The following is a 19,841-nucleotide window of genomic DNA, read 5'->3' as shown; positions in this document are numbered from 1 at the left end:
TCATGCACCGTCCTTGTCGTGAGAGCGGTCGTCCTCGAATCCCTGACTGACCTCGACGATCACCCCGTCGGGGTCGCGGACCCACACGGTCCGCCAGCCGCAGATGAAGTCGTCGAAGTCGAGCGGTCCCAGGGTCACTTCTGCCGCGTCGCCCAGCTCGGCCAGGAACGCGTCCACGCTGTCGGTCCGGAAGGCCAGGTGGCGCATCCGGCCCGGCTCCTGCGGCCCGTCTCCCCCGGCCACCGCCGGGGGGACCCCCAGTGCCGTGCGGGCCGGGCCGGTGCCGGAGGCGAACAGCTCCAGGTACGCCTCCCCCCGGCGCAGGAACACGATCTGCGCGTCGCCGAGGTCCACGACCCGGGCCCGGGCGAAGCCGAAGTACCGGGTGTAGAACTCCTCGGTCGCCTTCTGGTCCGCGCAGTTCAGACCCACGTGCGACCAGTCCATCCGGCGCATCAGCCGGCCCTCCGCCCCCGGTCGGCCGCGAGCAGGTCGATGATGCGGCGGGCGAACAGGTGGTGGTGGGCGCCCGTGCGCCCGGTGACCAGGTCCCCGTCGACCACCACGTCCTCGTCGACGTACTGGGCGCCCATGTTGCGGACGTCACCGATCAGGTTGTTGTGGCAGACCACCTTGCGGCCGCGGACCTTCCCCGGGATCGAGGACGCCAGCCACATGCCGTGGCAGATGATCCCCTTGAGCACGGTCGGCTCGTCGAAGGCCCGGCGCAGCAGGTCCGTCGCCGGCGCGAGGACGTCCACGTCCTCGGTGTAGCGGAGCCGGTCGGCGACCATGCCCGAGGGCACGATGACCGCCGCGTACCGGCGCAGCTCCTCGTCGCCGATCCCCTCCAGGGACCGGTCGGCGGTGAACGGCGCCCGGAACTCGTGCCCGGTGAAGGTGATCGAGTCGTTGCCCCACAGCCGGGTCAGGAAGTCGACCTCGGCGCCCTCCTCGGCGAACCGGCGCTGGTAGTAGAAGATCTCCGGCTCGTAGAAGTCGCTCTCCACCAGGACCGCGATCCGGGTCCCGCTCAGCGCGCCCTCGCGCAGCACGGCGTCAGCCACGGGACAGCCCCTCTCTGCCGCGGAGGAAGTCCGCCGCGCGCTCGGCGATCATCGCGATCGCGGTGTGGCAGTTGCCCGACGGGACCGCGGGCATCACGCTCGCGTCGACGACGCGCAGGTTGCGCACGCCGTGCACGCGCAGCTCGGGGTCGACGACGGCGAGGTCGTCGATGCCCATCCGGCAGGAGCCGGACTGGTGGTGGTAGCTCTCCGACTTCTGCTTGACGAAGGTCCGCAGCTCGTCGTCGGTGGACAGGCCGGGGCCGGGCTGCAGCTCCTGCTTGTACCAGGGCGAGAACGCGGACGTCGCGAAGATCTCCCGGGCCACCTTGACGCCCTGCACCATCCGCTCCAGGTCCCACCGGTCGCCCAGGTAGTTGGGGTTGATCAGCGGGTGGGCCAGCGGGTCGGCGCTGGCGAGCCTGATCCAGCCGCGCGAGACGGGCCGGACGACCCCGGGCAGGATGCTCACCGTGTTCGGGTGGTCCCTGCCGGCGATCACGTCGAACGGGACGTGGACGAAGGCGATCTGCAGGTCCGGGGCGGGCAGCCCGGGGCGCGACGACAGGAACAGCGCGCTCTCGGACAGGTTCTGCGCGGGTGCCGGCAGCTCCTGCGTGACCTCGGCCATCAGCCCGGTCAGCACGTGGTTGTGGAAGTTCTCGCCGACGCCGGGCACGGCCGCGGTGACGGCGATGCCGTGCTCGCGCAGCTGCTGCGGGTGGCCGATGCCGGAGAGCAGCAGCAGCTTGGGGGACTCGATCGCCCCGGCCGCCACGATCACCTCCCGGCGGGCCCGCACGGTGTGCAGGCCGGGCGCGGAGGCGGCGCTGTGGCCGTCCCGGACGGTCCGGCCGGGAAGGTCCGCGGCCGGGGCCAGCTGTACGTACTCCACCCCGGTGCAGGTGTCGCCGTCGCACAGCAGCCGGGTGCTCTGGGCGCTGGTGCGCAGGGTCAGGTTCGGGCGGGCCAGCGCCGGCTCCAGCCAGGCGGCGAGCGCGCCCTGGCGGCGGCCGTCGGCGACGTCGATGTGGTGCCAGCCGGTGCCGAAGAGGCCGCGGCGGGGACCGTCGGTGTTGAAGTCGGCGATCTCCTCGTGGCCCAGCTCGACGGCGGCGTCGATGAAGGCCCGCGAGACCGGGTTGGGCCGGTGCCGGCCGGCGTGGGTGACCCGCTGCGGGCCCGTGGTGCCGGTGGTGGCGGCGGTGGCGTCCTCCTGGGCCTCCAGGCGGGCGAAGTACGGCAGGACGTCCTCGTGGGCCCAGCCGGCCGCGCCCTGGTAGGCCCAGTTGTCGAAGTCCGAGGCGTGGCCCCGGATGTGCATCATGATGTACAGGTTGCTGCTGCCGCCGGGGCCCCTGCCGCGGGGTTCGTAGGTGCGGCGGCCGTCGAGCCCGGGCTGCGGGACGGTGGTGTAGCCCCAGTCGACGGGCCCGCCGAGCAGCTTGTACCAGGAGGACGGGTCGTCCACCTCGGGCGGGATGCGGTTGCCGCCCGCCTCCAGGACCAGGACGGAGACGTCGGGGTCCTCGCTCAGCCGGTTGGCGAGGACACTGCCGGCGGTGCCGGCTCCGACGACGATGTAGTCGTACTCAGCTGCGGACGTCACGTCTCCCCCTCATCCCTGGCTCAGCACCTGGAACGGGACGGTGTCGTGGAAGTTCGCCATGTAGGCGATCTTCCCGTCCGCGATCCGGAAGAAGTTCATGACCTCGGCCTCGACCGCCCCGCCGGAGGCGCTGACGGCGCTGAGGTGGGAGACGGCCGCGGCCTTCTCCCCGTCGGCGTCGACGATGAAGTGCACGGGCCGGTTCTGGAAGACGCGGTACATCGTCCCCATGCCCTTCATCATCGAGCGCAGGACCTCCAGCCCCTCGATGTGACCGGCGAGCTGCTCGTCCATGACCTGGTCGTCGGCGAACAGGTCGCACCAGCGGTCCCAGTCCCCGGCGTTGGCGTACTCGTAGTACTTCCGAAGGATCTCTCGCGTGTCCACGGCGCTCATCGCGCTCCCCTCCCCTATCGGTCCCTGCGGGTTCCGTCCTGCGCGATCGCCGCCCAGAACTGGCTGAACGCGGTCGCCGAGTCCCCGAAGAGCCCGTCGCGGCCCTCCACGATCCGGCCGTCCCGCCACCGCATGAAGTGGAAGACCGGGTAGTCCATCCGCTCGTACGGGGACGTGCCCGCCGGGTCGGCCCCGTCCCGCACGGCGGTGTTGCGGCAGACGTCGGCGCTGCAGTCCTCGCCGGTCAGGACGGCCCGGATGTCCATCCGGAACGTGCCGCCCGTCAGCTTGTGGGTCCGGCCCATCAGGTCCAGGAACGCGTCGAGGCTCTCGTACCAGCCCGCCAGCGGGTGGTTGCCCGGCACCAGCCAGCGCAGGTCCTCGGCGTAGTACTCCAGGATGCGCGTCCGGTCCCCGGAGCCGAGGGCCCGGTAGGCCGCCTCGACCCGCTCCCGTGTCACTTCGGTCATCGTCGTCGCTCCTCGCTCGCCGGCGCTCAGAGGGAGGCCGAACCGGGCATGGCGGCCAGCTCGTTGACGGTGTACTGCTTGATCAGCGGCCCCTGCGGGCCGGCCACCACGGTCCACGTCTGGTCGGCGTCGAAGCCGAGCCAGGTGCTGCGGGCGGCCGGCGCGTCCCAGATCCTGGCCTGCCAGTTCACGAGGACCCGGACCACGGCCCGGTCGCCCTCGACGACCGGCTCCACCTTCGTGACCGTGTGCACCTCGTCGAAGAACCGGTGGGTGACGGCCTCGTACCAGCGGCCGAACCCCTCGTGCCCGAGGAAGGTGTCCTCGGGGACCTTGAACTCCAGGTCCTCGGTGATCAGCGCGAGCACCTGGTCGGCCGGCGCGTGCCGGTCCAGTGCCGCGTACCAGTTCTCGGCGAACGTGCGGATCGCGTCCTCGGTCAGCTGCTGCCGCTCGGCGGGCATGCGGTCTCCTCCTGTCCGTGCTGGGTGGTGCCGTGACGGGTCTGCTCGGATGCGGGTGCCGGCCCGGATGCGGGTGCCGGCCCGGATACGGGTGCCGGCCCGGATACGGGTGCCGGCTCAGATGCGGGTGCCGGCTCAGATGTGGATGTCGACGAGGAACGGACCGGGGTGCTCCAGCATCCGGACCGCGGCCGCGGCGGCCTCGTCGGGCTTCTCCACCCGCGTCCCCTCGGCACCGAGCGACCGGGCCAGCCCGGCGAAGTCGATCTCCGGGTGGGACAGGTCGAAGGAGTCCGGGAAGCCGTGCTGCGGGATGTCCCGCTCCCGCCAGTACTCGGCGATGTTGTCGTCCAGCAGCCGGTACTTGCGGTTGTTGCAGACCACGAACTTGGCGTCGACGCCGTGCCGCACCGCGGTCCACAGCGCCTGGTAGGTGTACATCGCCCCGCCGTCCCCGGCGAAGCCGACGACCAGCCGGTCCGGGCGGGCCAGCTTGACGCCGACCGCGCCCGGGAAGCCCACCCCGAGCGAGCCGCCGCGGGTCAGGTGGTAGTCGCCCGGCCGCTCCGCCGGCAGGTAGCGGGTGACCAGCGGCGACGTCGTCAGCGCCTCGTCGAAGACGATCAGGTCCCCGCCGGTCCGCTCGGCCAGGGTGCGCAGGAAGACCGCCATCGGCGTGCCGTCCTCCCCGTCCCCGGCGGAGCGGGCGGCGAGCGCCCGCTCCCGGGTGCGGGCGTCGACCCGGGAGGCCGCGGCGGCCCGCTGCCGCGGGGTGAGCCGCTCCTCCAGTACGCCGGCCAGCGCGCGCAGCGCCTGCCGCGGGTCGGCGGCCAGCCCGAGGTCCACCGGGTGGTTCTTGGCGATCTCGTAGGCGTTCAGGTCGATGTGGACGACCTGGGCACCGGCCCGGAAGGGGCTGTCGAGCTCGGGGAACACCTCCGGGAAGACGTAGGTGCCCACGATCAGCACCCCGTCCGCGTCCCCGACCAGCTCCTTGCTGTGCGGGCCGAACATGTGCCCCGTCTGTCCGCGGCGCAGCGGGTGCGAGGCCGCGATGTTCACCTCGGAGGAGTCCACCTCGTACACGTCGGCGCCCAGCAGCTCGGCGACGGCGGCGAGCTCGCGCTGCGCCCCGGAGAGCGCGACCCCGTCGCCGACCAGGACGACGGGCCGCTCCGCGGAGGCCAGCAGCTCGGCCGCCCGCCCCACGGAGGCCGGGGACGGCGCGACATCGGTGAGCGGGACCGTGGCGGGCAGGACCGGCTCGGAGTTGAGCTCGTCCAGCACGTCCATCGGCAGTGCCACGAAGACCGGGCCGCGCGGCGGCGTCAGGGCGATCTTCACCGCCCGGCGCAGGGTGCGCAGCACGGACCGCGGATCGGTGACCCGGGTCGCGTACTTGGTCACCGGCTTCGCCAGGGCCACCAGGTCGCAGGCCATCTGCGCGTCCATGGCGTCGTAGCGGATCCCGGCGTCGCCGGCGACCACGACGAGCGGGGTGTGGCCGCGCAGCGACTGGTAGAGCATGCCGATGCCGTTGCCGAGGCCCACGCCGGAGTGCAGCTGGAGCAGGGCCGCACCCCCGGTGGCCCGGGCGTAGCCGTCGGCGATGCCGGCGGCCACCGTCTCCTGGAGGGCGAGGACGTACCGGAAGTCCTCGGCGGCGTCCACCGCGTCGAGGAATCCCTGCTCCACCGTCCCCGGATTTCCGAACATCACCGTCAGGCCGTCGGCCTTGAACTGCTCGATCAGCCTTTCCCGTCCGGGAGTGGCTCCCATGAATTCCCCCTCTTTCCCGTAGCGTCTCCGGATTGCCGGCCGTGGGGATTACCAGCCGTAGCGGGTGAGGCCGTCCTCCAGGACTTCCACGATCTTCTGCCCCGTGAGGTACGAGTCGGGGGTGGAGCGTCCGGTCACGAACGGGTAGTCGACGATCACCGACAGCGGGTGGCCGAAATTCCCGTGGTAGGCCCCGTTCGGGCCGGTCGCGTCGCGCAGGATGTACTCCAGCGGGTACGGCGGCGGGCCCATGTTGAAATCGGTGCCGAGGAATCCGGTGCCGTCCTTGTAGTCGTACTCCTTGCAGTGGCCGGTGACGTGCTTGCCCCAGATGATGCTCTTGCGGTCGCCCCAGTCGCGGGCGAAGGCCAGGCAGGCGACGCCGTAGCACTCGGCCGCCACGATCTTGTCCGCGTCCCTGAAGGCCAGGATCAGCGCGTGCACGCGCTCGTTGTTGGCCAGGTCGGCGATGGGGCCGCTGCCGCCGACGACGAGGACCGCGTCGTACTCGGCGATGTCCTGCGCGAGCCGGTCCAGGTCGCGGTGGTACTGCTCCAGCTTGCGCAGATAGCCCTCGTCGCTCGTGTACGGGCGCTCGGGCACCCACGCCTCGATGTCCAGCGGCGAGTCCAGCCGGCTCGACTGCTCGAATTCCCGGCCCAGCCGGGCGTTCTCCTCGGTGGTCACCGAGCGGCCCAGCGGGGGGTCGATGTAGTTCGCGTCGAGGCTCGGCGGAAGTGCGTGCGCGCGCTTTCCGGTCGGCGTGGCGAACACGACCTCGTAGCCCCGCTCGTCGAACTTCGAGACCGGGCCTATCAGTTCCTCCGCCCAGTAACCGTGTTCGGAGACAATGACCAGAATCTTTCTGCTCACGGATTCCTCCAGGCGCCGCCTGTTGTGTTGGCGTCCACCACACTGCTTGTGCCCGGGAGCCTGCGTCAAAGCGCCGGTGTGCGACTTCGTGAGGTAGCGGCACACCTGGTGGGGGCACCTCACGAAGTCGTCCGCGGAGTTCATGAAGTAGCCGCGGGACTTCCTGACTTCGGCCGAATCACTGAACCGTTCACGCACCCGCCGCCTATGGTCTGGACGCGCCGTGAATCACGGGCGCGCGGAGGCAGAGCACTGCGCGGACGAGGAGAGGGACGGGGACGGACGATGACGACGGGCCTGTTGTGCACACACACCGATCAGATACGCCCGGTGAAGCCGGGCAGCGAGGGCTGCGAGGAGTGCCTGGCCCTCGGCGACAGCTGGGTGCACCTGCGGATGTGCCTGAGCTGCGGGCACGTCGGATGCTGTGACTCCTCCAAGAACCGCCACGCCACCCGGCACTTCCGCACCACCGACCACCCGATCGCGGCCTCCCACGAGCCGGGCGAGGCCTGGGCCTGGTGCTACGCCGACAAGCTGATGCTGGACCCGGCATGAGTGCGGCCCCCGAGAGCACCAAGGGCGCGGCCGCTGCCGCCCCGACCACGACAAGCACGGCAAGCACGGCAGCCACGGCAGCCACGGCAGCCACGGCAAGCACTGCCACCGCCGCGGCCGCCGAGCGGGCGGAGCACCGGAAGCCGGTCATCCTGGCGGTGGACGACGACCCGCAGGTGCTGCGCGCCGTCCGCCGCGACCTGCGCAGCGCGTACGGCGACCGGTACCGGGTCCTCGGCGCCTCCTCGGCCGCCGACGCCCTCAAGATCCTCGACTCCCTCGACGAGCGCGGCCACGACCCGGCGCTGTTCCTCGTGGACCAGCGGATGCCCGACGTCACCGGGGTCGAGTTCCTCCTCGAAGCCGTCAGCCGCTTCCCCGACGCCCGCCGGGTGCTGCTCACCGCGTACGCCGAGACGGACGCGGCGATCACCGCCATCAACCGGGTCCGGCTGGACTACTACCTGCTCAAGCCGTGGGACCCGCCGCACGAGCGGCTCTTCCCGGTCCTGGACGACCTGCTCTCGGACTGGCTGGCCACCTACCGCCCCGCGTACGACGGCATCATCGTCGCCGGCCACCTCGTCGCCCCCGGCACGCACGCCGTCCGCGACTTCTTCACCCGCAACGGCCAGCCGTTCCGCTTCCTCAACGTCGAGCGGGACCCGGAGGCGCTGACCCTGATCGCGGCCCAGCCCGACGCGACCCTGCCGCTGGTCCGCTTCCCGGACGGCTCCGTGCTCTCCGCGCCGAGCGACACCGAGCTCGCCCGCCGGCTGGGCCTGGCCACCACCGCCTCCCGCCCGCACTACGAGTGCGTCATCGTCGGAGCGGGCCCGGCAGGACTCGCCGCCGGCGTGTACGCGGCCTCCGAGGGCCTGTCCACGCTGATGCTGGACTCCCGCGCCCCGGGCGGCCAGGCCGGCACCTCCAGCCTGATCGAGAACTACCTCGGCTTCCCCTCCGGCCTGTCCGGCGGCGACCTGACCCGCCGCGCCACCATCCAGGCCTCCCGGTTCGGCGCCGAGATCCTGCACCCGGTGGAGGTGGTGTCGCTGACCCGGGACGACCCGGCGAAGATCCTCACGCTGTCCGACGGCACCGAGATCAGCGCCGAGACGGTGCTCCTGGCGACCGGGGTCTCGTACAACCGCCTCCAGGCGCCCGGCGCGGAGCGCTTCGAGGGGGCCGGCCTGTACTACGGCGCGGCCACCACCGAGAGCTCGGCCTGCATCTCGCAGCACGTGTACATCGTGGGCGGCGCGAACTCGGCCGGGCAGGCCGCGGTCCACTTCGCGAAGTACGCGGCCCGGGTCACCGTACTGGTGCGGGCGGACTCGCTGGACGCCAGCATGTCCCGCTACCTGATCGACGAGATCGAGCGCACCCCGAACATCGAGGTGAAGGTCCGCACGACGGTGGTCCGGCTGGACGGCGGCGAACACCTGGAGAAGCTGACCCTGCACGACGCGGGGACCGGCGAGGACACCGAGGTCCCGGCCCGCTTCATGTTCACGTTCATCGGCGCGCGCCCGCACACGGACTGGCTGTCGGGCGTGGTCGAGCGCGACGAGTACGGCTTCGTCCTCACCGGCTCCGACCTGGTCGCGAACGGCGGCGAGCTGCCGGCCGAGTGGAGCCTCGAACGGGCCCCGTACCCCCTGGAGACCAGCGTCCCGGGAGTCTTCGCGGCCGGCGACGTCCGGGCGCACTCCGTCAAGCGGGTCGCGTCGGGCGTGGGCGAGGGCGCGATGGCGGTCTCGCTGATCCACCGGTACCGCTCGATGGGCTGAAGGCGGACAGCGACCGATGGACCGAGGGCGAGAGGGATCGATGGGCTGAGAGCGAACAGGGGCCGGAGCGGCCGCGAACCCCTTGCGATCAAGCGTGCATCGGATGCAACGTCGATTACATGATTACATCCGAGCAGAGCGAGCAGCTGCGCACCTGGTTCGCGGACCGCCTTCCGGTGGACGTCTACGAGTCCCTGGTCGAGGTGGCGGTCGACCGCGAGGAGATCACGGTCGTCGGCACCCTCCCGGCCAACGAGTCGGTCAAGGCGTTCCGCGAGCGCACGCGCCAACAGCGCATGGAGGTGGCCCGCGAGGCGGAGGATCTCTACCGCCGCAAGGTCGCCTGGGCCGTCGAGTCGGGGGACGACCGCATCCTCTTCACCCACCTGGCCGTCCCGGTGATGACGCGCCTGCGCCAGCCGGAGCGCCGGGTCCTCGACACCCTGGTCGAGGGCGGAGTGGCCCGCAGCCGGGCCGACGCCCTCGCCTGGTGCGTCCGCCTCGTCGGCCGCAACACGGACGAGTGGCTGACCGAGCTCCGCGACTCCCTGGCCAAGGTCCGGGAGGTCCGCGAGACGGGACCGGACCGGAAGCGTGACGCCGACTCCGACTCCGACTCCGACTCCCAGAAGTCTGGGTCGGAATGACGAAAGAGCCCCACGTCGCGGCATGATCGCGCAAGGCTTGGCCGCGACCGACGCGCGGCGTCCGGCGTCCGGCGTTCGACGCCGGACGCCAGACGCCGGAGCCCGACAAGGGAGAGGCAGGCAGCATGACCACCACCGTCGAATACATCCGCTACCGGATCGCATTGGACGACCAGCAGGCCTTCGAGGACTCCTACCGGCAGGCGGCGGAGTCCCTGGCCGCCTCACCCGAGTGCATCGACTACGAACTCTCCCGCTGCGAGGAGGAGAACGACCGCGAGCGCTACATCCTCCGCATCCGCTGGACCTCGGTCGACGCCCACCTGAACGGGTTCCGCAAGGGCGAGCACTTCCCGGCGTTCTTCAACGCGATCCGACCGTACGTGAAGGCCATCGAGGAGATGCAGCACTACCGCGTCACCGACGTGGCCGGCCCCGGAAAGGCCTCAACCCAGTCATGAGCACCACCCCCACATCCGGCACCACCCCCACCATCCACGAGTGGATGGGCGGGGAGGAGGCGATGAACCGCCTCACGGATGCCTTCTACGGCCACGCCCTGCAGGACGAGATCCTGGCCCCCGTCTTCGCGGGCATGGACGCGGAGCACCCCCGGCACGTCGCGGTCTGGCTGTCGGAGGTCTTCGGCGGCCCGGCCGACTACACGGCCCACCACGGCGGCCACCGGCACATGGCCACCAAACACCTGGGCCGCGGCATCACCGAGCGGCAGCGCCGCCGCTGGGTGGACCTGCTGATGGACACGGCCGACGAGGTCGGCCTCCCGACGGACCCGGAGTTCCGCGCGGTGTTCGCCTACTACATCGAGTGGGGCACGCGCATGGCCCTGATCTACTCGGGGCCCAACCCGCCCCCGGTGGACGCGGCCAAGATCCCGGTCTGGTCCTGGGGCCAGACCCCTCCGTGGATCCCGAAGTCCTGAACCCGGAACCCAGAGAACCCAGAACCCACTGCTCTCCCGTCGGGGCCGGCCACCGCCGGCCCCGACGGCGTTCGGGAGGCGGGGCGGGAAAGAACCGGACGGGACGGGAAAGGGCAGGAAGTACAGGGGACTATGCCCGGGCGGCGGCCACGACCACCTCCAGGGGCGGCCCGCCCTCCGCCTCCCGCCAATGGGCGCTGGCCTCCTCCAACACCTCCTGCAGGACCGCCCAGTCCCCCGGCCGCTCCTCCCCCAGCTCGCGCCACCCCGTCACCGCCACCAGCCGCCCCGTGGCCTCCGGCAGCCAGGACAGGTCCCTCAGGCAGTCCGCCAGCGCGTCCCAGTTCCGCCCGAACCACTCCGGCAGCGCGAACGCCTCCGCGCAGGCGTCCATCAGCCGCGCCTTCGTCCGTACGCCGTCCAGGTCGAGCCGTACGACCGCCCAGCCCGCCGCCTCGGCGGCCGCCAGGGCCGGGTCGAGCGGATGCGGATGCGAGTGCGGGTGCGGGTGCGGGTGCCGGTGCGGGTCCATGGTCATCGGAGAACCGCCTTGAACGAGTCGTAGTGGTCGTCCGTGTAGTAGAACTCGCCGCCCTGCCCGGTCACGATCCGGCGCGGCCCGCGGTCCCGCTCCCCCGGCGTCTTCACGGTGTACTCGTGGTAGTAGCCGCGCTTCTGCCGCGGCAGGAGCTTCTCGAAGTTCCCGAACACGGCCCCGTCCTGCCGGTACGGGTACGGACCGCCCTTGTCGATCAGCGCGAGCACGTCCCGCGCCTCCCGGGGCAGTGCCTCGGCCCGTACGGTCGCCATGCCCGCGGCCCAGGCGGGCGCGCCCGCCCGCGTACCGCCACGCGTATCGGCGGCGGACGGACCGCCGCCGGCCCCGCCGCACCCGGCGGCGCCCCCGACGAGCGCGACGCACAGGAAGAGGGCGCCGAGCAGACGTCCGAGGAGGCGCGGACGCGAGAACAGCAGTGATCGGGGCGATCGAGGCGATCGGGGCAGAGTCCGGAAGATCATGCCCCGATCGTGTCAAAAGGGCCGCTCGCCCCGGGCGTCACGGGCGCGGGGACTCAGCCGGGACTCACTCGTCCGGGTCGGCCCGGTCCAGCGCCGGCCGCAGGCCGGGGGCCGACTCCGTCAGCAGGTAGTCCGCGACCGCCGTGTCCGTGACCAGGCTGGTCACCAGGCCGGAACGCAGCACCGCGCCGATCGCGGCGGCCTTGCGCAGCCCGCCCGCGATGGCCACGACCTCGGGGATCCGGCGCAGCCGGTCCGCCTCGACGGTGATGCACCGCTCGCCGAGGTCGCGCCCGACCCGGCGGCCGTCCTTGTCGAAGAGGTGCGCGGACATCTCGGCGGCGACGCCGAGCGAGGCGTAGTGCGCCCGCTCCTCGTCCGTGAGCATGTCGTGGACGGTGGAGATGCCCGGCTCCCAGGAGCCGATGGACACCGCCGCGACCGTCACCTTGTCGAAGTACTCGAAGGCCCGCGCGATCCCCGTCTGGTTGCGCAGCGCGGCCGCGGTCGCCGGGTCGGGCAGCAGCATCGGGGCGTAGATGGGGTGCGCGTCGCCGCCCGACACCTGGGCGGCACGGCGCACGGCCTCCACGGACCCGCGCTCGGCCGTGCCCGCGTCGTACACGCCGGTGAGCTGCACGACGGTGCACTGCGGGAGCCGGTGCAGGGAGGCGGCCATGTGGATGGTCGACCGGCCCCACGCCAGGCCGAGGACGTCGCCCTCGCTGACGAGCTCGCCGAGCAGATCGGCCGCGACGGCACCGAGGTTCTCCGGGTCGGGGGCGTCGTCGGCCGTGTCGGCCGGGGACTCCACGACGACCGCATGGCGCAGCCCGTAGCGGGCGCGCAGCGCGTCGGAGCGCTCCGCGTCGAGCTCGGCCGGCACCCGGATCTCGATGCGGACGAGGTCGCGTTCGAGGGCGGTCTCCAGGACCCGGGCCACCTTGAAGCGGCTCACGCCGAACTCCTCGGCGATCTGGATCTTGGACTTGCCCTCCAGGTAGAAGCGGCGGGCCATGGCCGCCGCCTGCACCAGCTCCGCGGGTCCCATCCGCAGGGCTGAACGTCCCGCCGACACACCAGACACCGCGATCTCCTCACTGCTGTTCACACTCTCGACTCGCCGTTCATCCTGTCAGATTCGGCGGCCGTTGATCAGCCTGGACGGCTCCCGTTCACCAAGCCGTCCACCAACCCTTGATTTTGTTGTCCCCGCCGCCCCAGCGACCTCAGTGGCCCCAGGGGCTCGGGTGGGCGGGCCGGGGCGGCGTCAGTGGTCGCACACCCAGGGTGCCGCGGCGATCGCGACGTCCGCCTGTTCGCGCAGCGTACGGACGGCGGACGCCGGGTCGACCGCTCCGTAGACCGCGCTGCCCGCCACGAACACGTCGGCGCCCGCCTCCGCGCACCGCTCGATCGTCGTGGCCGAGACCCCCCCGTCGACCTGGAGCCACATGTCCAGGCCGTGCTTCGCGATCAGCTCCCGGGTCCGGCGGATCTTGGGGAGCATGATGTCCAGGAACGCCTGGCCGCCGAAGCCCGGCTCGACCGTCATGATCAGCACCATGTCGAGCTCCGGGAGGATGTCCTCGTACTGCTCGATCGGCGTGGCCGGCTTGAGCGCCATGGCCGCCCGGGCGCCCTGGGCCCGGATCTCGCGCGCGAGGCGCACGGGCGCGGCGGCCGCCTCGGCGTGGAAAGTAATGGAGCGGGCGCCGGCCTCGACGTACTGCGGGGCCCAGCGGTCCGGGTTCTCGATCATCAGGTGCAGATCGAGCGGCGTGTCGGTGGCCCGGCTCAGGGACTCCACGACGGGCAGACCGAGGGTGAGGTTCGGGACGAAATGGTTGTCCATGACGTCGACGTGCAGCCAGTCGGCCCCCTCGACGGCCTTCACCTCATCGGCGAGGCGAGCGAAGTCGGCGGACAGGATGCTGGGAGAAATCTGAGCGGCCATGCCCCAAGCCTGCCATGCCTCCGCGCGGTTCTGGCCACGACCCCGCATCTCGGCATCGACGTAGCACTGCTTAACGGCATTCGGAGATCAATTAACTTGTCCTTCGACATGGGCATCCACCACGGTTCAGTACATGACACCCCCACTCCCCCGGCACCGACACACGCCGCCGCCGTCGACGCCGACTGACACGCCTCCCCCTGGCCCGCAGGTCGACCCGAAGGATTTAAGCCCCACGACCCCACAAAGCCCAACCGCCCCGCCAGAGCCCGCAACGGGCTCGGGGGCGGGGTCAAGGTCGGGCTGGGGGCCGGACGCGGGGTCGGAGTCAGGGGCGGGTTCGGGGTCGGGGTCGGGGACGGGCTCGGGCCCACGGTCGGGCTCGGGCTCACGACCGGACGCGGGCTCACGGCCGGACGCGGGGTCGCCGTGGGTGAACCGGAGCTTCCGCCGTCTCTTCGGCTCCGCCGCCCTCGGACAGTTCGCCGCCAACACCAACCACGTCGCCATCCCCCTCCTCGCGCTCGCCGCACTCGACGCCACCCCCGCCCAGGTCGGCATGCTCGCCGCGCTGTCCACGGCGGCGTTCCTCCTGATCGGCCTCCCCGCCGGCGCCTGGGTCGACCGGCTCCGTACCCGCCGCCTCCTCATCGCCGCGGACCTCACACGGGCCGGGCTCCTCGCCTCGCTCCCCGTCGCCTGGTGGCTCGACGCCCTCACCCTCACCCACCTCTACGCCGTCACCCTCGCCCACGGCTGCGCCACCGTCTTCGCCGACGTCGGCTCGCAGAGCCTGCTGCCCCGGCTGATCCGCCGCGACGGCCTGGTCCGGGCCAACGCCGCCCTGGTCACCCTCATGGCCGTCGCCAACATCGCCGGCCGCGGGGTCGGCGGCGTCCTCGTCGCCGCCCTCACCGCCCCCGTCGCCCTGGCCTGCTCCGCGGCCGCCTACCTGGCGTCGGTCTTCCGCCTGACCCGCCTGGGCGCGGTCCCGTCCCCCGCCCCGGCCCCCCGCACACCGCTCCCGGCCCAGATCCGCGAAGGGCTCGGCCATGTCCTGGGGCACCCGGAACTCCGTGCGCTCGTACTGAGCGCCACCCTCTCCAACCTGGGTGGCGCCGCCATCAACACGATGCTGCCGGTGCTCTTCGTCCGCGAGCTCGGGCTCTCCCCCACGGCCCTGGGCCTGTTCTGGGCGGCCGGCGGCATCGGGCTGCTGCTGGGCGCGCGCCTCGCGCGCCCCGTCGCCGCCCGCGTGGGCTACGGGCGTGCCCTGCTCCTGAGCCTCACCCCGGCCGCCCTGCTGGTTCCCCTGGCCGACCGCGGACCGTGGCTCGGCGTGGCGGGCGCCGGGTGGCTGCTGGCCATGATGACGATCGGCTCGAACAACGTCCTCGCGGTCAGCCTGCGTCAGCAGCTGACCCCGGACGCCCTCCTGGGCCGCATGAACGCCACCTTCCGCTTCATGCTGACGGGCGCCCTGGCCCTGGGCTCCGCCGCCTCGGGACTCCTCACCGAGCTCACCACCCTCCACACCACCCTCTGGACCGGCGCCACCCTCCTGGCCCTGGCCTGGCTTCCCCTGCTCTTCTCGCCGGTACGGAGGCGGGCGGAGGGGACCTGAGGGATTCCCTGATCTCGCTGCCCGCCGAGCAGCCCGTCGTCGAATGGAGAACGAGCGGCTCGGCGGAACCGGTCACCGCTGCGTCATTCGCCGTCGTCGAGCTGCGCCGCCAAACGCAGAGTGAGTTCCGCACTGGCCAGCATCCGGGGAATCTCGATCGGGAGGTTGGAGAATTCCGTCCTCACCACATCGGCAGGGTCGATTCGGCGGGTGACGCCGTCCCGCCCCGTCGCCTCGATCACATAGCGGTATCCGCGGGGCGCGCTGGGGTCGTCCGCCACCTTCCACTGCGCTCCGTGCTTCTGAATCAGGTAATCGGCGACGTAGGACATCAGATCGCTGTGCAGCGTGATCCAGTCCGACTGCTCGAATTCGTTCAGCGGAGCACTTGAAACATAGGCCTGGAGGGCGGGAATGAGACTCATCGGGTCGCGGGTGTAGATCTCGGGCGATACCCCGAGCATGTCGGCGACGTCAACGATGTTCCGGTGGCCCTCCTCGATCCATCCCTGGAGATCCGGTTCACTTGCCTTGGTCACGCCTTGAGCCTTCCGTTGGCCTTCTACTTCTTGGGGGCGGGCCCGTACTCGACGAAGATGACGCGAGCCTGGGTGAGATAGTTCCTCAGGGCCTGCGACGGGGGCGCGTGCAGGAAGACCCAGCGGGGATCGAATTTCGGATCCGCGCGGCGCAGCGCCAGATCCTTGTTGATCTGTTGCTTGATCCCGTCGCTGAGCGGGACTTCCCCCTTCACGGTGCGCGTGGAACCGTCCTTGAGCGTGATCGTCCGCCACTCAAGATAGTGCTTGACCTCCACAGCCAGTGTGCGGCCGTCCGGCAAAACGTCTTCCCAGCGGCGACCCGACCTCGACCGATCACCCGCTCAGACATGCCCCGATACACAGCAGAGGCCCGCGACACGGGCACCAGGCTCGCCGGAACCTGCACACCGACGCCTGACTTCGTCTCAACTTCGGTGCGCATGAACGGCAAAAGCCTACGGATCCCCCTCCGCCCACCCCTCCCAACCATCCGCAATCCGCGCGTTGTTACGAATTCACGACAATCCGGAAGACGCGCCTGGCTGCCCACGTGCGACACCCGGCGATAGCTGCCGTCGCGAAGTCGGCGACACATGCACGTCGCTTGGACCGGAACCCGCACAGGACCGGCGTGAGTGGGGTCGGAGTGGAGCCTTGCTACGCCGTTCGGCGCAGCAGCGCCAGGTACATCGCGTCCGTGCCGTGGAGGTGCGGCCACAGCTGGACGTCCGGGCCGTCGCCGAGAGCGGGGACGCCCGGGAGGTAAGGGCGGGCGTCGATCAGTTCCGCCGAGACGGGCTGGGCGGCCGCGCCGCGGCCCTTCAGGACGTCGTCCACGACCACCCGCGTCTCCGCCAGGTGCGGCGAGCACGTCGCGTATCCGACGACGCCGCCCACCCGCACCGCGGCCAGCGCCTCCCGCAGGAGTGCCCGCTGAAGCGGGGCGAAGCCCTCGATGTCCTGCGGCCGGCGGCGCCAGCGCGCCTCCGGGCGGCGACGCAGGGCGCCGAGGCCGGAGCAGGGGACGTCCATGAGGACGCGGTCGAAGGAGCCGGGCAGCCAGGCCGGGCGGGTGCCGTCGGCGGCGATGACCTGGTACGGGCCGGGGTTGCCGGCCAGTGCCCGCTCGACCAGCCCCGCGCGGTGCGGCTGCTTCTCGGAGGCGAGCAGGAAGGCTCCGCGCTGTGCGGCGAGCGCGCCGAGCAGGGCGGCCTTGCCGCCCGGTCCGGCGCAGCCGTCGAGCCAGCGTGCGTCGCGGCCCTCGACGGGGACGGCAGCCAGGGCCATGGCGACCAGCTGGCTGCCTTCGTCCTGGACGCCGGCGCGCCCCTCGCGCACCGCCTCCAGGGCGCCGGGCTCGCCGCCCTCGGCCATCCGGACGGCGTATGGCGACCAGCGGCCGGGGAGGGCCGCGCCCTCGCCGACGGCGGCGGTCAGTTCCTCGGGGGTGGAGCGGCCGGGCCGGGCCACGAGGGTGACCTCGGGGCGCTCGTTGTCGGCCTCCAGCAGGTCCTCGATGCCGGCGCGCCCGCCGCCGAGGGCGTCCCACAGGGCGCTGACCACCCACCGGGGGTGGGAGTGGTACACGGCGAGGTGTTCCTCGGCGTCGTCCTCGTACGGCGGGGCCACCCGCTCCAGCCAGGCGTCCATATCATGCGCGGCGATCTTGCGCAGGACGGCGTTCACGAACTTGGCGCGCCCGTCGCCCAGCACCACGCGGGCCAGTTCGACGCTCGCCGAGACCGCCGCGTGGGACGGGATGCGGGTGCCGAGGAGCTGGTGCGCGCCGAGCGAGAGGACGTCGAGCACCGGCGGGTCGACCTCGCGCAGCGGACGGTCGATGCAGGCGCCGATGATCGCGTCGTACGTGCCCTGGCGGCGCAGCGTCCCGTACACGAGTTCGGTGGCCAGCGCGGCGTCCCGGGCGTCGAAGTTCTCGTCCTGGCGGGCCTTGCGCAGCAGGGGCGGCAGGACGAGGTTGGCGTACGCGTCGCGTTCGTCCACCGCCCGCAGCGCCTCGAAGGCCAGGATCCGGACCGGGTCCTTCTTGGGCCGGCGGTACGGCTTGGGCTGCTTGCCGCCGGGGGCGGCGGGACGACGGCGGGGCTGTTCGCTCACGTGAAAGGTGCTCCGGATATGGATATACGGGATGAAAGGGGCGTCCGGGTTCAGGTTACGCCGTTGCGAGGTGCTCGCCCGGGGCGATGCGGACCCCGCGCGCCCAGTCGGCGCCCCGCATGGGCTTCTTGCCCTGGGGCTGCACCCAGAGCAGTTCCACGGCGTGCGAGCCGGTGCCGACGTAGACGTTGTTCTTGGCCGGGGCCAGCGCGCCGGGGGCCAGGTCCGTGCGGTCCGGCACCAGCCCCAGCGAAATGATCTTGAGTCGCTCGCCGCGGAACACCGTCCACGCACCGGGCGCGGGGGTGCAACCGCGGACCACGCGGTCGGCGCGCATCGCGGGGGCCGTCCAGTCGACGTGGGCGTCCTCGACGGTGATCTTGGGCGCGATGGAGACGCCGTCGGCGGGCTGCTCCACGGCCCGCAGGGCGCCGTCCTCGATGCCGTCCATGGTGGCGGCGAGCAGGCCGGCGCCGGCGAAGGCGAGACGGGTCAGCAGGTCGCCGCTGGTGTCGGTGGACCGGATCTCCTCGGTCAGGACCCCGTAGACCGGCCCGGTGTCGAGGCCTTCCTCGATCCGGAACGTGGACGCCCCGGTGACCTGGTCCCCCGCCATGATGGAGTGCTGGACGGGCGCGGCCCCGCGCCAGGCCGGGAGCAGCGAGAAGTGCAGGTTGACCCAGCCGTGGCGGGGGATTTCGAGGGCGCTCTTGGGGATGATCGCGCCGTAGGCGACGACCGGGCAGCAGTCCGGGGCGATCTCGCGGAGCCGGGCCTGGAACTCGGGGTCGCGCGGCCGCTCCGGCTTGAGGACCTCGATCCCGGCCTCCATGGCGCGCTCGGCCACCGGGCTGGCGACGAGCCGGCGGCCGCGGCCGGCCGGGGCGTCGGGCCGGGTGACGACGGCCGCGACATCGTGGCGCCCGGAGGCGATCAGGGCGTCCAGGGCGGGTACGGCGACCTCGGGGGTGCCTGCGAAGACGAGCTTCACTGGGGGTCTACCTCGCTATTCTCGCTCGCGATCTCGGCTGTCAGCAGCACACCAGTCTATGGGCCCGCCCCGAAGGGAAGCCGCGCGGGCCGCGATCAAGCACATCGAGCCCATCAATCCCGTCAGACCCATCGCACCGCTCAGACCCATCACACCGCTCATACCGCTCACACCTCTCACGCCCATCAGGCCTCGCACGCCGCTCAAGCCCCAGGCCGCTCGGGCCGGCCGGGCCGCTCAGGGGGCGTACGTACACCCGCGCGCGTCTCGCATATGCCGACACGCCCCCGAAGCGTGACTTCCTCCACGGGTGGCGCGTTGGTCAAGAGAGATTGACCGAAACCGGGCCGCGCAACATCGATGACTGCGGCCCTGTCCGCTCTTCAGCACCGGTTCGAGAGGCTTCTTCATGGCCGACCACGCCACCCACGACGCCCAAGCGCGGGCCAGTCTTCACCTGTTGGTGCGGGACATCGAGCGGGTCCGGCGGCAGGTGGATGCGCTGCGCACGCTCACGGCTCAGCTGGGCAACGTCTACCGCCCCCGCCGCTCCGGTCCCTCCACGGGTTTCGTCGTCTACGGGCGCGCGCCCGCCCCCACCGTCCGGCTCGCGCAGGAGCTGCGGGACAGCGTCGAGACGCTGGTCACCGCGGCGGTGGACTTCGACCGCTCCCTCGGCTTCTCGTGGGACGCGGTCGGCTCGGCGCTCGGCGTCACCAAGCAGGCCGTGCACCGGCGGTACGGGGCCCGGCGGGCGCAGGCCGCCGAGACGGCGGCCGAGCCGCTGGCCGAGGGCACCACGACGCGGACCCTCGGGCCGCTCCCCACGGTCCCTGCGGCCCGCTCGGTGCCGCCGCAGCCGATGCGCGAGGAGTCCCAGGCAGGGGCCGGGGCCGGGGCCGGGGCCGGATCCCGCTCGGCGGCCCTGCCCGGCCCCCGCAACGGCTGACCACGCGCCCGCCGCCGGGACGCCGACCCCCGCCGGCCGGC

At 72.1% G+C, this 19,841-nt stretch carries 23 protein-coding genes; 7 read left to right on the top strand and 16 right to left on the bottom strand.

Annotated elements, in window-relative coordinates; genetic code table 11:
- The 8 genes from ACIQUT_RS14590 to ACIQUT_RS14555 all read right to left on the bottom strand — a co-directional run bounded on the left by ACIQUT_RS14590 (position 1) and on the right by ACIQUT_RS14555 (position 6,658).
- On the bottom strand, positions 1-456 hold the full coding sequence (locus ACIQUT_RS14590; protein ID WP_403562977.1) for a VOC family protein: 456 nt from the start codon (positions 454-456) through the stop codon (positions 1-3).
- The gene (locus ACIQUT_RS14585) at positions 456-1,067 is read right to left on the bottom strand and encodes a DJ-1/PfpI family protein (RefSeq protein ID WP_403562975.1); all 612 of its coding nucleotides are present in this window, start codon (positions 1,065-1,067) and stop codon (positions 456-458) included. Before ACIQUT_RS14585 ends, ACIQUT_RS14590 begins: the two co-directional genes overlap by 1 nt.
- Positions 1,060-2,676: a GMC family oxidoreductase gene (locus ACIQUT_RS14580; RefSeq protein ID WP_403562973.1), complete on the bottom strand. Its 1,617-nt coding sequence runs from the start codon at positions 2,674-2,676 to the stop codon at positions 1,060-1,062. The genes ACIQUT_RS14585 and ACIQUT_RS14580 overlap by 8 nt, the downstream gene beginning before the upstream one ends.
- A 9-nt stretch (positions 2,677-2,685) precedes the next feature.
- Positions 2,686-3,072, bottom strand: coding sequence for a nuclear transport factor 2 family protein (locus tag ACIQUT_RS14575; protein WP_403562971.1), 387 nt, complete (start codon positions 3,070-3,072; stop codon positions 2,686-2,688).
- Positions 3,073-3,086: 14 nt separating this feature from the next.
- Positions 3,087-3,542: a nuclear transport factor 2 family protein gene (locus ACIQUT_RS14570; protein ID WP_403562969.1), complete on the bottom strand. Its 456-nt coding sequence runs from the start codon at positions 3,540-3,542 to the stop codon at positions 3,087-3,089.
- Positions 3,543-3,568: 26 nt separating this feature from the next.
- On the bottom strand, positions 3,569-4,006 hold the full coding sequence (locus ACIQUT_RS14565; RefSeq protein ID WP_403562967.1) for a nuclear transport factor 2 family protein: 438 nt from the start codon (positions 4,004-4,006) through the stop codon (positions 3,569-3,571).
- Positions 4,007-4,141: 135 nt separating this feature from the next.
- Positions 4,142-5,785 (bottom strand): thiamine pyrophosphate-binding protein, encoded by a 1,644-nt coding sequence (locus ACIQUT_RS14560; protein ID WP_403562965.1) that lies wholly within the window; start codon positions 5,783-5,785, stop codon positions 4,142-4,144.
- A gap of 48 nt (positions 5,786-5,833) precedes the next feature.
- Positions 5,834-6,658: a type 1 glutamine amidotransferase domain-containing protein gene (locus tag ACIQUT_RS14555; protein WP_403562963.1), complete on the bottom strand. Its 825-nt coding sequence runs from the start codon at positions 6,656-6,658 to the stop codon at positions 5,834-5,836.
- 285 nt (positions 6,659-6,943) lie between these two features.
- On the opposite strand from ACIQUT_RS14555, the gene ACIQUT_RS14550 reads away from it, so the two are divergent.
- From ACIQUT_RS14550 to ACIQUT_RS14530, 5 genes are all read left to right on the top strand, one after another.
- The gene (locus ACIQUT_RS14550) at positions 6,944-7,216 is read left to right on the top strand and encodes a UBP-type zinc finger domain-containing protein (RefSeq protein ID WP_403562961.1); all 273 of its coding nucleotides are present in this window, start codon (positions 6,944-6,946) and stop codon (positions 7,214-7,216) included.
- Positions 7,213-9,009 (top strand): FAD-dependent oxidoreductase, encoded by a 1,797-nt coding sequence (locus tag ACIQUT_RS14545; protein WP_403562959.1) that lies wholly within the window; start codon positions 7,213-7,215, stop codon positions 9,007-9,009. The genes ACIQUT_RS14550 and ACIQUT_RS14545 overlap by 4 nt, the downstream gene beginning before the upstream one ends.
- Positions 9,010-9,128: 119 nt before the next feature.
- Positions 9,129-9,656: a hypothetical protein gene (locus tag ACIQUT_RS14540; protein WP_403562957.1), complete on the top strand. Its 528-nt coding sequence runs from the start codon at positions 9,129-9,131 to the stop codon at positions 9,654-9,656.
- Positions 9,657-9,781: 125 nt separating this feature from the next.
- Entirely contained in the window at positions 9,782-10,117 is a 336-nt protein-coding gene (locus ACIQUT_RS14535; RefSeq protein WP_403562955.1) for a putative quinol monooxygenase, read from the top strand.
- Positions 10,114-10,599: a group II truncated hemoglobin gene (locus ACIQUT_RS14530; RefSeq protein ID WP_403562953.1), complete on the top strand. Its 486-nt coding sequence runs from the start codon at positions 10,114-10,116 to the stop codon at positions 10,597-10,599. The genes ACIQUT_RS14535 and ACIQUT_RS14530 overlap by 4 nt, the downstream gene beginning before the upstream one ends.
- Before the next feature lie 130 nt (positions 10,600-10,729).
- Here the strand turns inward: ACIQUT_RS14530 and ACIQUT_RS14525 are convergent, their stop codons facing one another.
- The 4 genes from ACIQUT_RS14525 to rpe all read right to left on the bottom strand — a co-directional run bounded on the left by ACIQUT_RS14525 (position 10,730) and on the right by rpe (position 13,576).
- On the bottom strand, positions 10,730-11,137 hold the full coding sequence (locus ACIQUT_RS14525; protein WP_403562951.1) for a barstar family protein: 408 nt from the start codon (positions 11,135-11,137) through the stop codon (positions 10,730-10,732).
- A complete protein-coding gene (locus ACIQUT_RS14520; RefSeq protein WP_403562949.1) occupies positions 11,134-11,619 on the bottom strand; it encodes a ribonuclease domain-containing protein in 486 nt (161 codons plus the stop codon). Before ACIQUT_RS14520 ends, ACIQUT_RS14525 begins: the two co-directional genes overlap by 4 nt.
- Positions 11,620-11,683: 64 nt before the next feature.
- Positions 11,684-12,730, bottom strand: coding sequence for a sugar-binding transcriptional regulator (locus ACIQUT_RS14515; RefSeq protein ID WP_403562947.1), 1,047 nt, complete (start codon positions 12,728-12,730; stop codon positions 11,684-11,686).
- 159 nt (positions 12,731-12,889) lie between these two features.
- On the bottom strand, positions 12,890-13,576 hold the full coding sequence (rpe, locus tag ACIQUT_RS14510; RefSeq protein ID WP_403562945.1) for a ribulose-phosphate 3-epimerase: 687 nt from the start codon (positions 13,574-13,576) through the stop codon (positions 12,890-12,892).
- A gap of 433 nt (positions 13,577-14,009) precedes the next feature.
- On the opposite strand from rpe, the gene ACIQUT_RS14505 reads away from it, so the two are divergent.
- On the top strand, positions 14,010-15,200 hold the full coding sequence (locus ACIQUT_RS14505) for an MFS transporter (RefSeq protein WP_403562943.1): 1,191 nt from the start codon (positions 14,010-14,012) through the stop codon (positions 15,198-15,200).
- A gap of 83 nt (positions 15,201-15,283) precedes the next feature.
- Here ACIQUT_RS14505 and ACIQUT_RS14500 read toward each other — a convergent pair whose 3' ends face one another.
- The 4 genes from ACIQUT_RS14500 to fmt form a co-directional block, all read right to left on the bottom strand.
- Positions 15,284-15,739 (bottom strand): hypothetical protein, encoded by a 456-nt coding sequence (locus ACIQUT_RS14500; RefSeq protein ID WP_403562941.1) that lies wholly within the window; start codon positions 15,737-15,739, stop codon positions 15,284-15,286.
- A gap of 23 nt (positions 15,740-15,762) precedes the next feature.
- Positions 15,763-16,017, bottom strand: a complete 255-nt coding sequence (locus ACIQUT_RS14495) for a hypothetical protein (RefSeq protein ID WP_403562939.1) — start codon at positions 16,015-16,017, stop codon at positions 15,763-15,765.
- 382 nt (positions 16,018-16,399) lie between these two features.
- Positions 16,400-17,860: an RsmB/NOP family class I SAM-dependent RNA methyltransferase gene (locus ACIQUT_RS14490; protein ID WP_403562937.1), complete on the bottom strand. Its 1,461-nt coding sequence runs from the start codon at positions 17,858-17,860 to the stop codon at positions 16,400-16,402.
- Between the two features lie 55 nt (positions 17,861-17,915).
- A complete protein-coding gene (gene fmt, locus ACIQUT_RS14485; RefSeq protein ID WP_403562935.1) occupies positions 17,916-18,851 on the bottom strand; it encodes a methionyl-tRNA formyltransferase in 936 nt (311 codons plus the stop codon).
- Positions 18,852-19,260: 409 nt separating this feature from the next.
- Between fmt and ACIQUT_RS14480 the strand changes: the two genes are divergently transcribed.
- On the top strand, positions 19,261-19,800 hold the full coding sequence (locus ACIQUT_RS14480; protein WP_403562933.1) for a hypothetical protein: 540 nt from the start codon (positions 19,261-19,263) through the stop codon (positions 19,798-19,800).
- Positions 19,801-19,841 lie beyond the last annotated feature (41 nt).

Origin of the sequence: Streptomyces sp. NPDC090445, assembly GCF_044769385.1 — a bacterium.
Taxonomy (GTDB): domain Bacteria; phylum Actinomycetota; class Actinomycetes; order Streptomycetales; family Streptomycetaceae; genus Streptomyces.
The sequence above is the reverse complement of the archived record's forward strand: the minus strand, read 5'-3'. Positions and strand labels throughout refer to the sequence as shown.

Excerpts from the sequence above, each read along its gene's own strand:
- ACIQUT_RS14590 (WP_403562977.1), bottom strand. The coding sequence starts at position 456 with ATGCGCCGGATGGACTGGTCGCACGTGGGTCTGAACTGCGCGGACCAG.
- ACIQUT_RS14575 (WP_403562971.1), bottom strand. The coding sequence starts at position 3,072 with ATGAGCGCCGTGGACACGCGAGAGATCCTTCGGAAGTACTACGAGTAC.
- ACIQUT_RS14570 (WP_403562969.1), bottom strand. The coding sequence starts at position 3,542 with ATGACCGAAGTGACACGGGAGCGGGTCGAGGCGGCCTACCGGGCCCTC.
- ACIQUT_RS14565 (WP_403562967.1), bottom strand. The coding sequence starts at position 4,006 with ATGCCCGCCGAGCGGCAGCAGCTGACCGAGGACGCGATCCGCACGTTC.
- ACIQUT_RS14560 (WP_403562965.1), bottom strand. The coding sequence starts at position 5,785 with ATGGGAGCCACTCCCGGACGGGAAAGGCTGATCGAGCAGTTCAAGGCC.
- ACIQUT_RS14550 (WP_403562961.1), top strand. The coding sequence starts at position 6,944 with ATGACGACGGGCCTGTTGTGCACACACACCGATCAGATACGCCCGGTG.
- ACIQUT_RS14545 (WP_403562959.1), top strand. The coding sequence starts at position 7,213 with ATGAGTGCGGCCCCCGAGAGCACCAAGGGCGCGGCCGCTGCCGCCCCG.
- ACIQUT_RS14540 (WP_403562957.1), top strand. The coding sequence starts at position 9,129 with ATGATTACATCCGAGCAGAGCGAGCAGCTGCGCACCTGGTTCGCGGAC.
- ACIQUT_RS14535 (WP_403562955.1), top strand. The coding sequence starts at position 9,782 with ATGACCACCACCGTCGAATACATCCGCTACCGGATCGCATTGGACGAC.
- ACIQUT_RS14530 (WP_403562953.1), top strand. The coding sequence starts at position 10,114 with ATGAGCACCACCCCCACATCCGGCACCACCCCCACCATCCACGAGTGG.
- ACIQUT_RS14525 (WP_403562951.1), bottom strand. The coding sequence starts at position 11,137 with ATGACCATGGACCCGCACCGGCACCCGCACCCGCACCCGCACTCGCAT.
- ACIQUT_RS14520 (WP_403562949.1), bottom strand. The coding sequence starts at position 11,619 with ATGATCTTCCGGACTCTGCCCCGATCGCCTCGATCGCCCCGATCACTG.
- rpe (WP_403562945.1), bottom strand. The coding sequence starts at position 13,576 with ATGGCCGCTCAGATTTCTCCCAGCATCCTGTCCGCCGACTTCGCTCGC.
- ACIQUT_RS14480 (WP_403562933.1), top strand. The coding sequence starts at position 19,261 with ATGGCCGACCACGCCACCCACGACGCCCAAGCGCGGGCCAGTCTTCAC.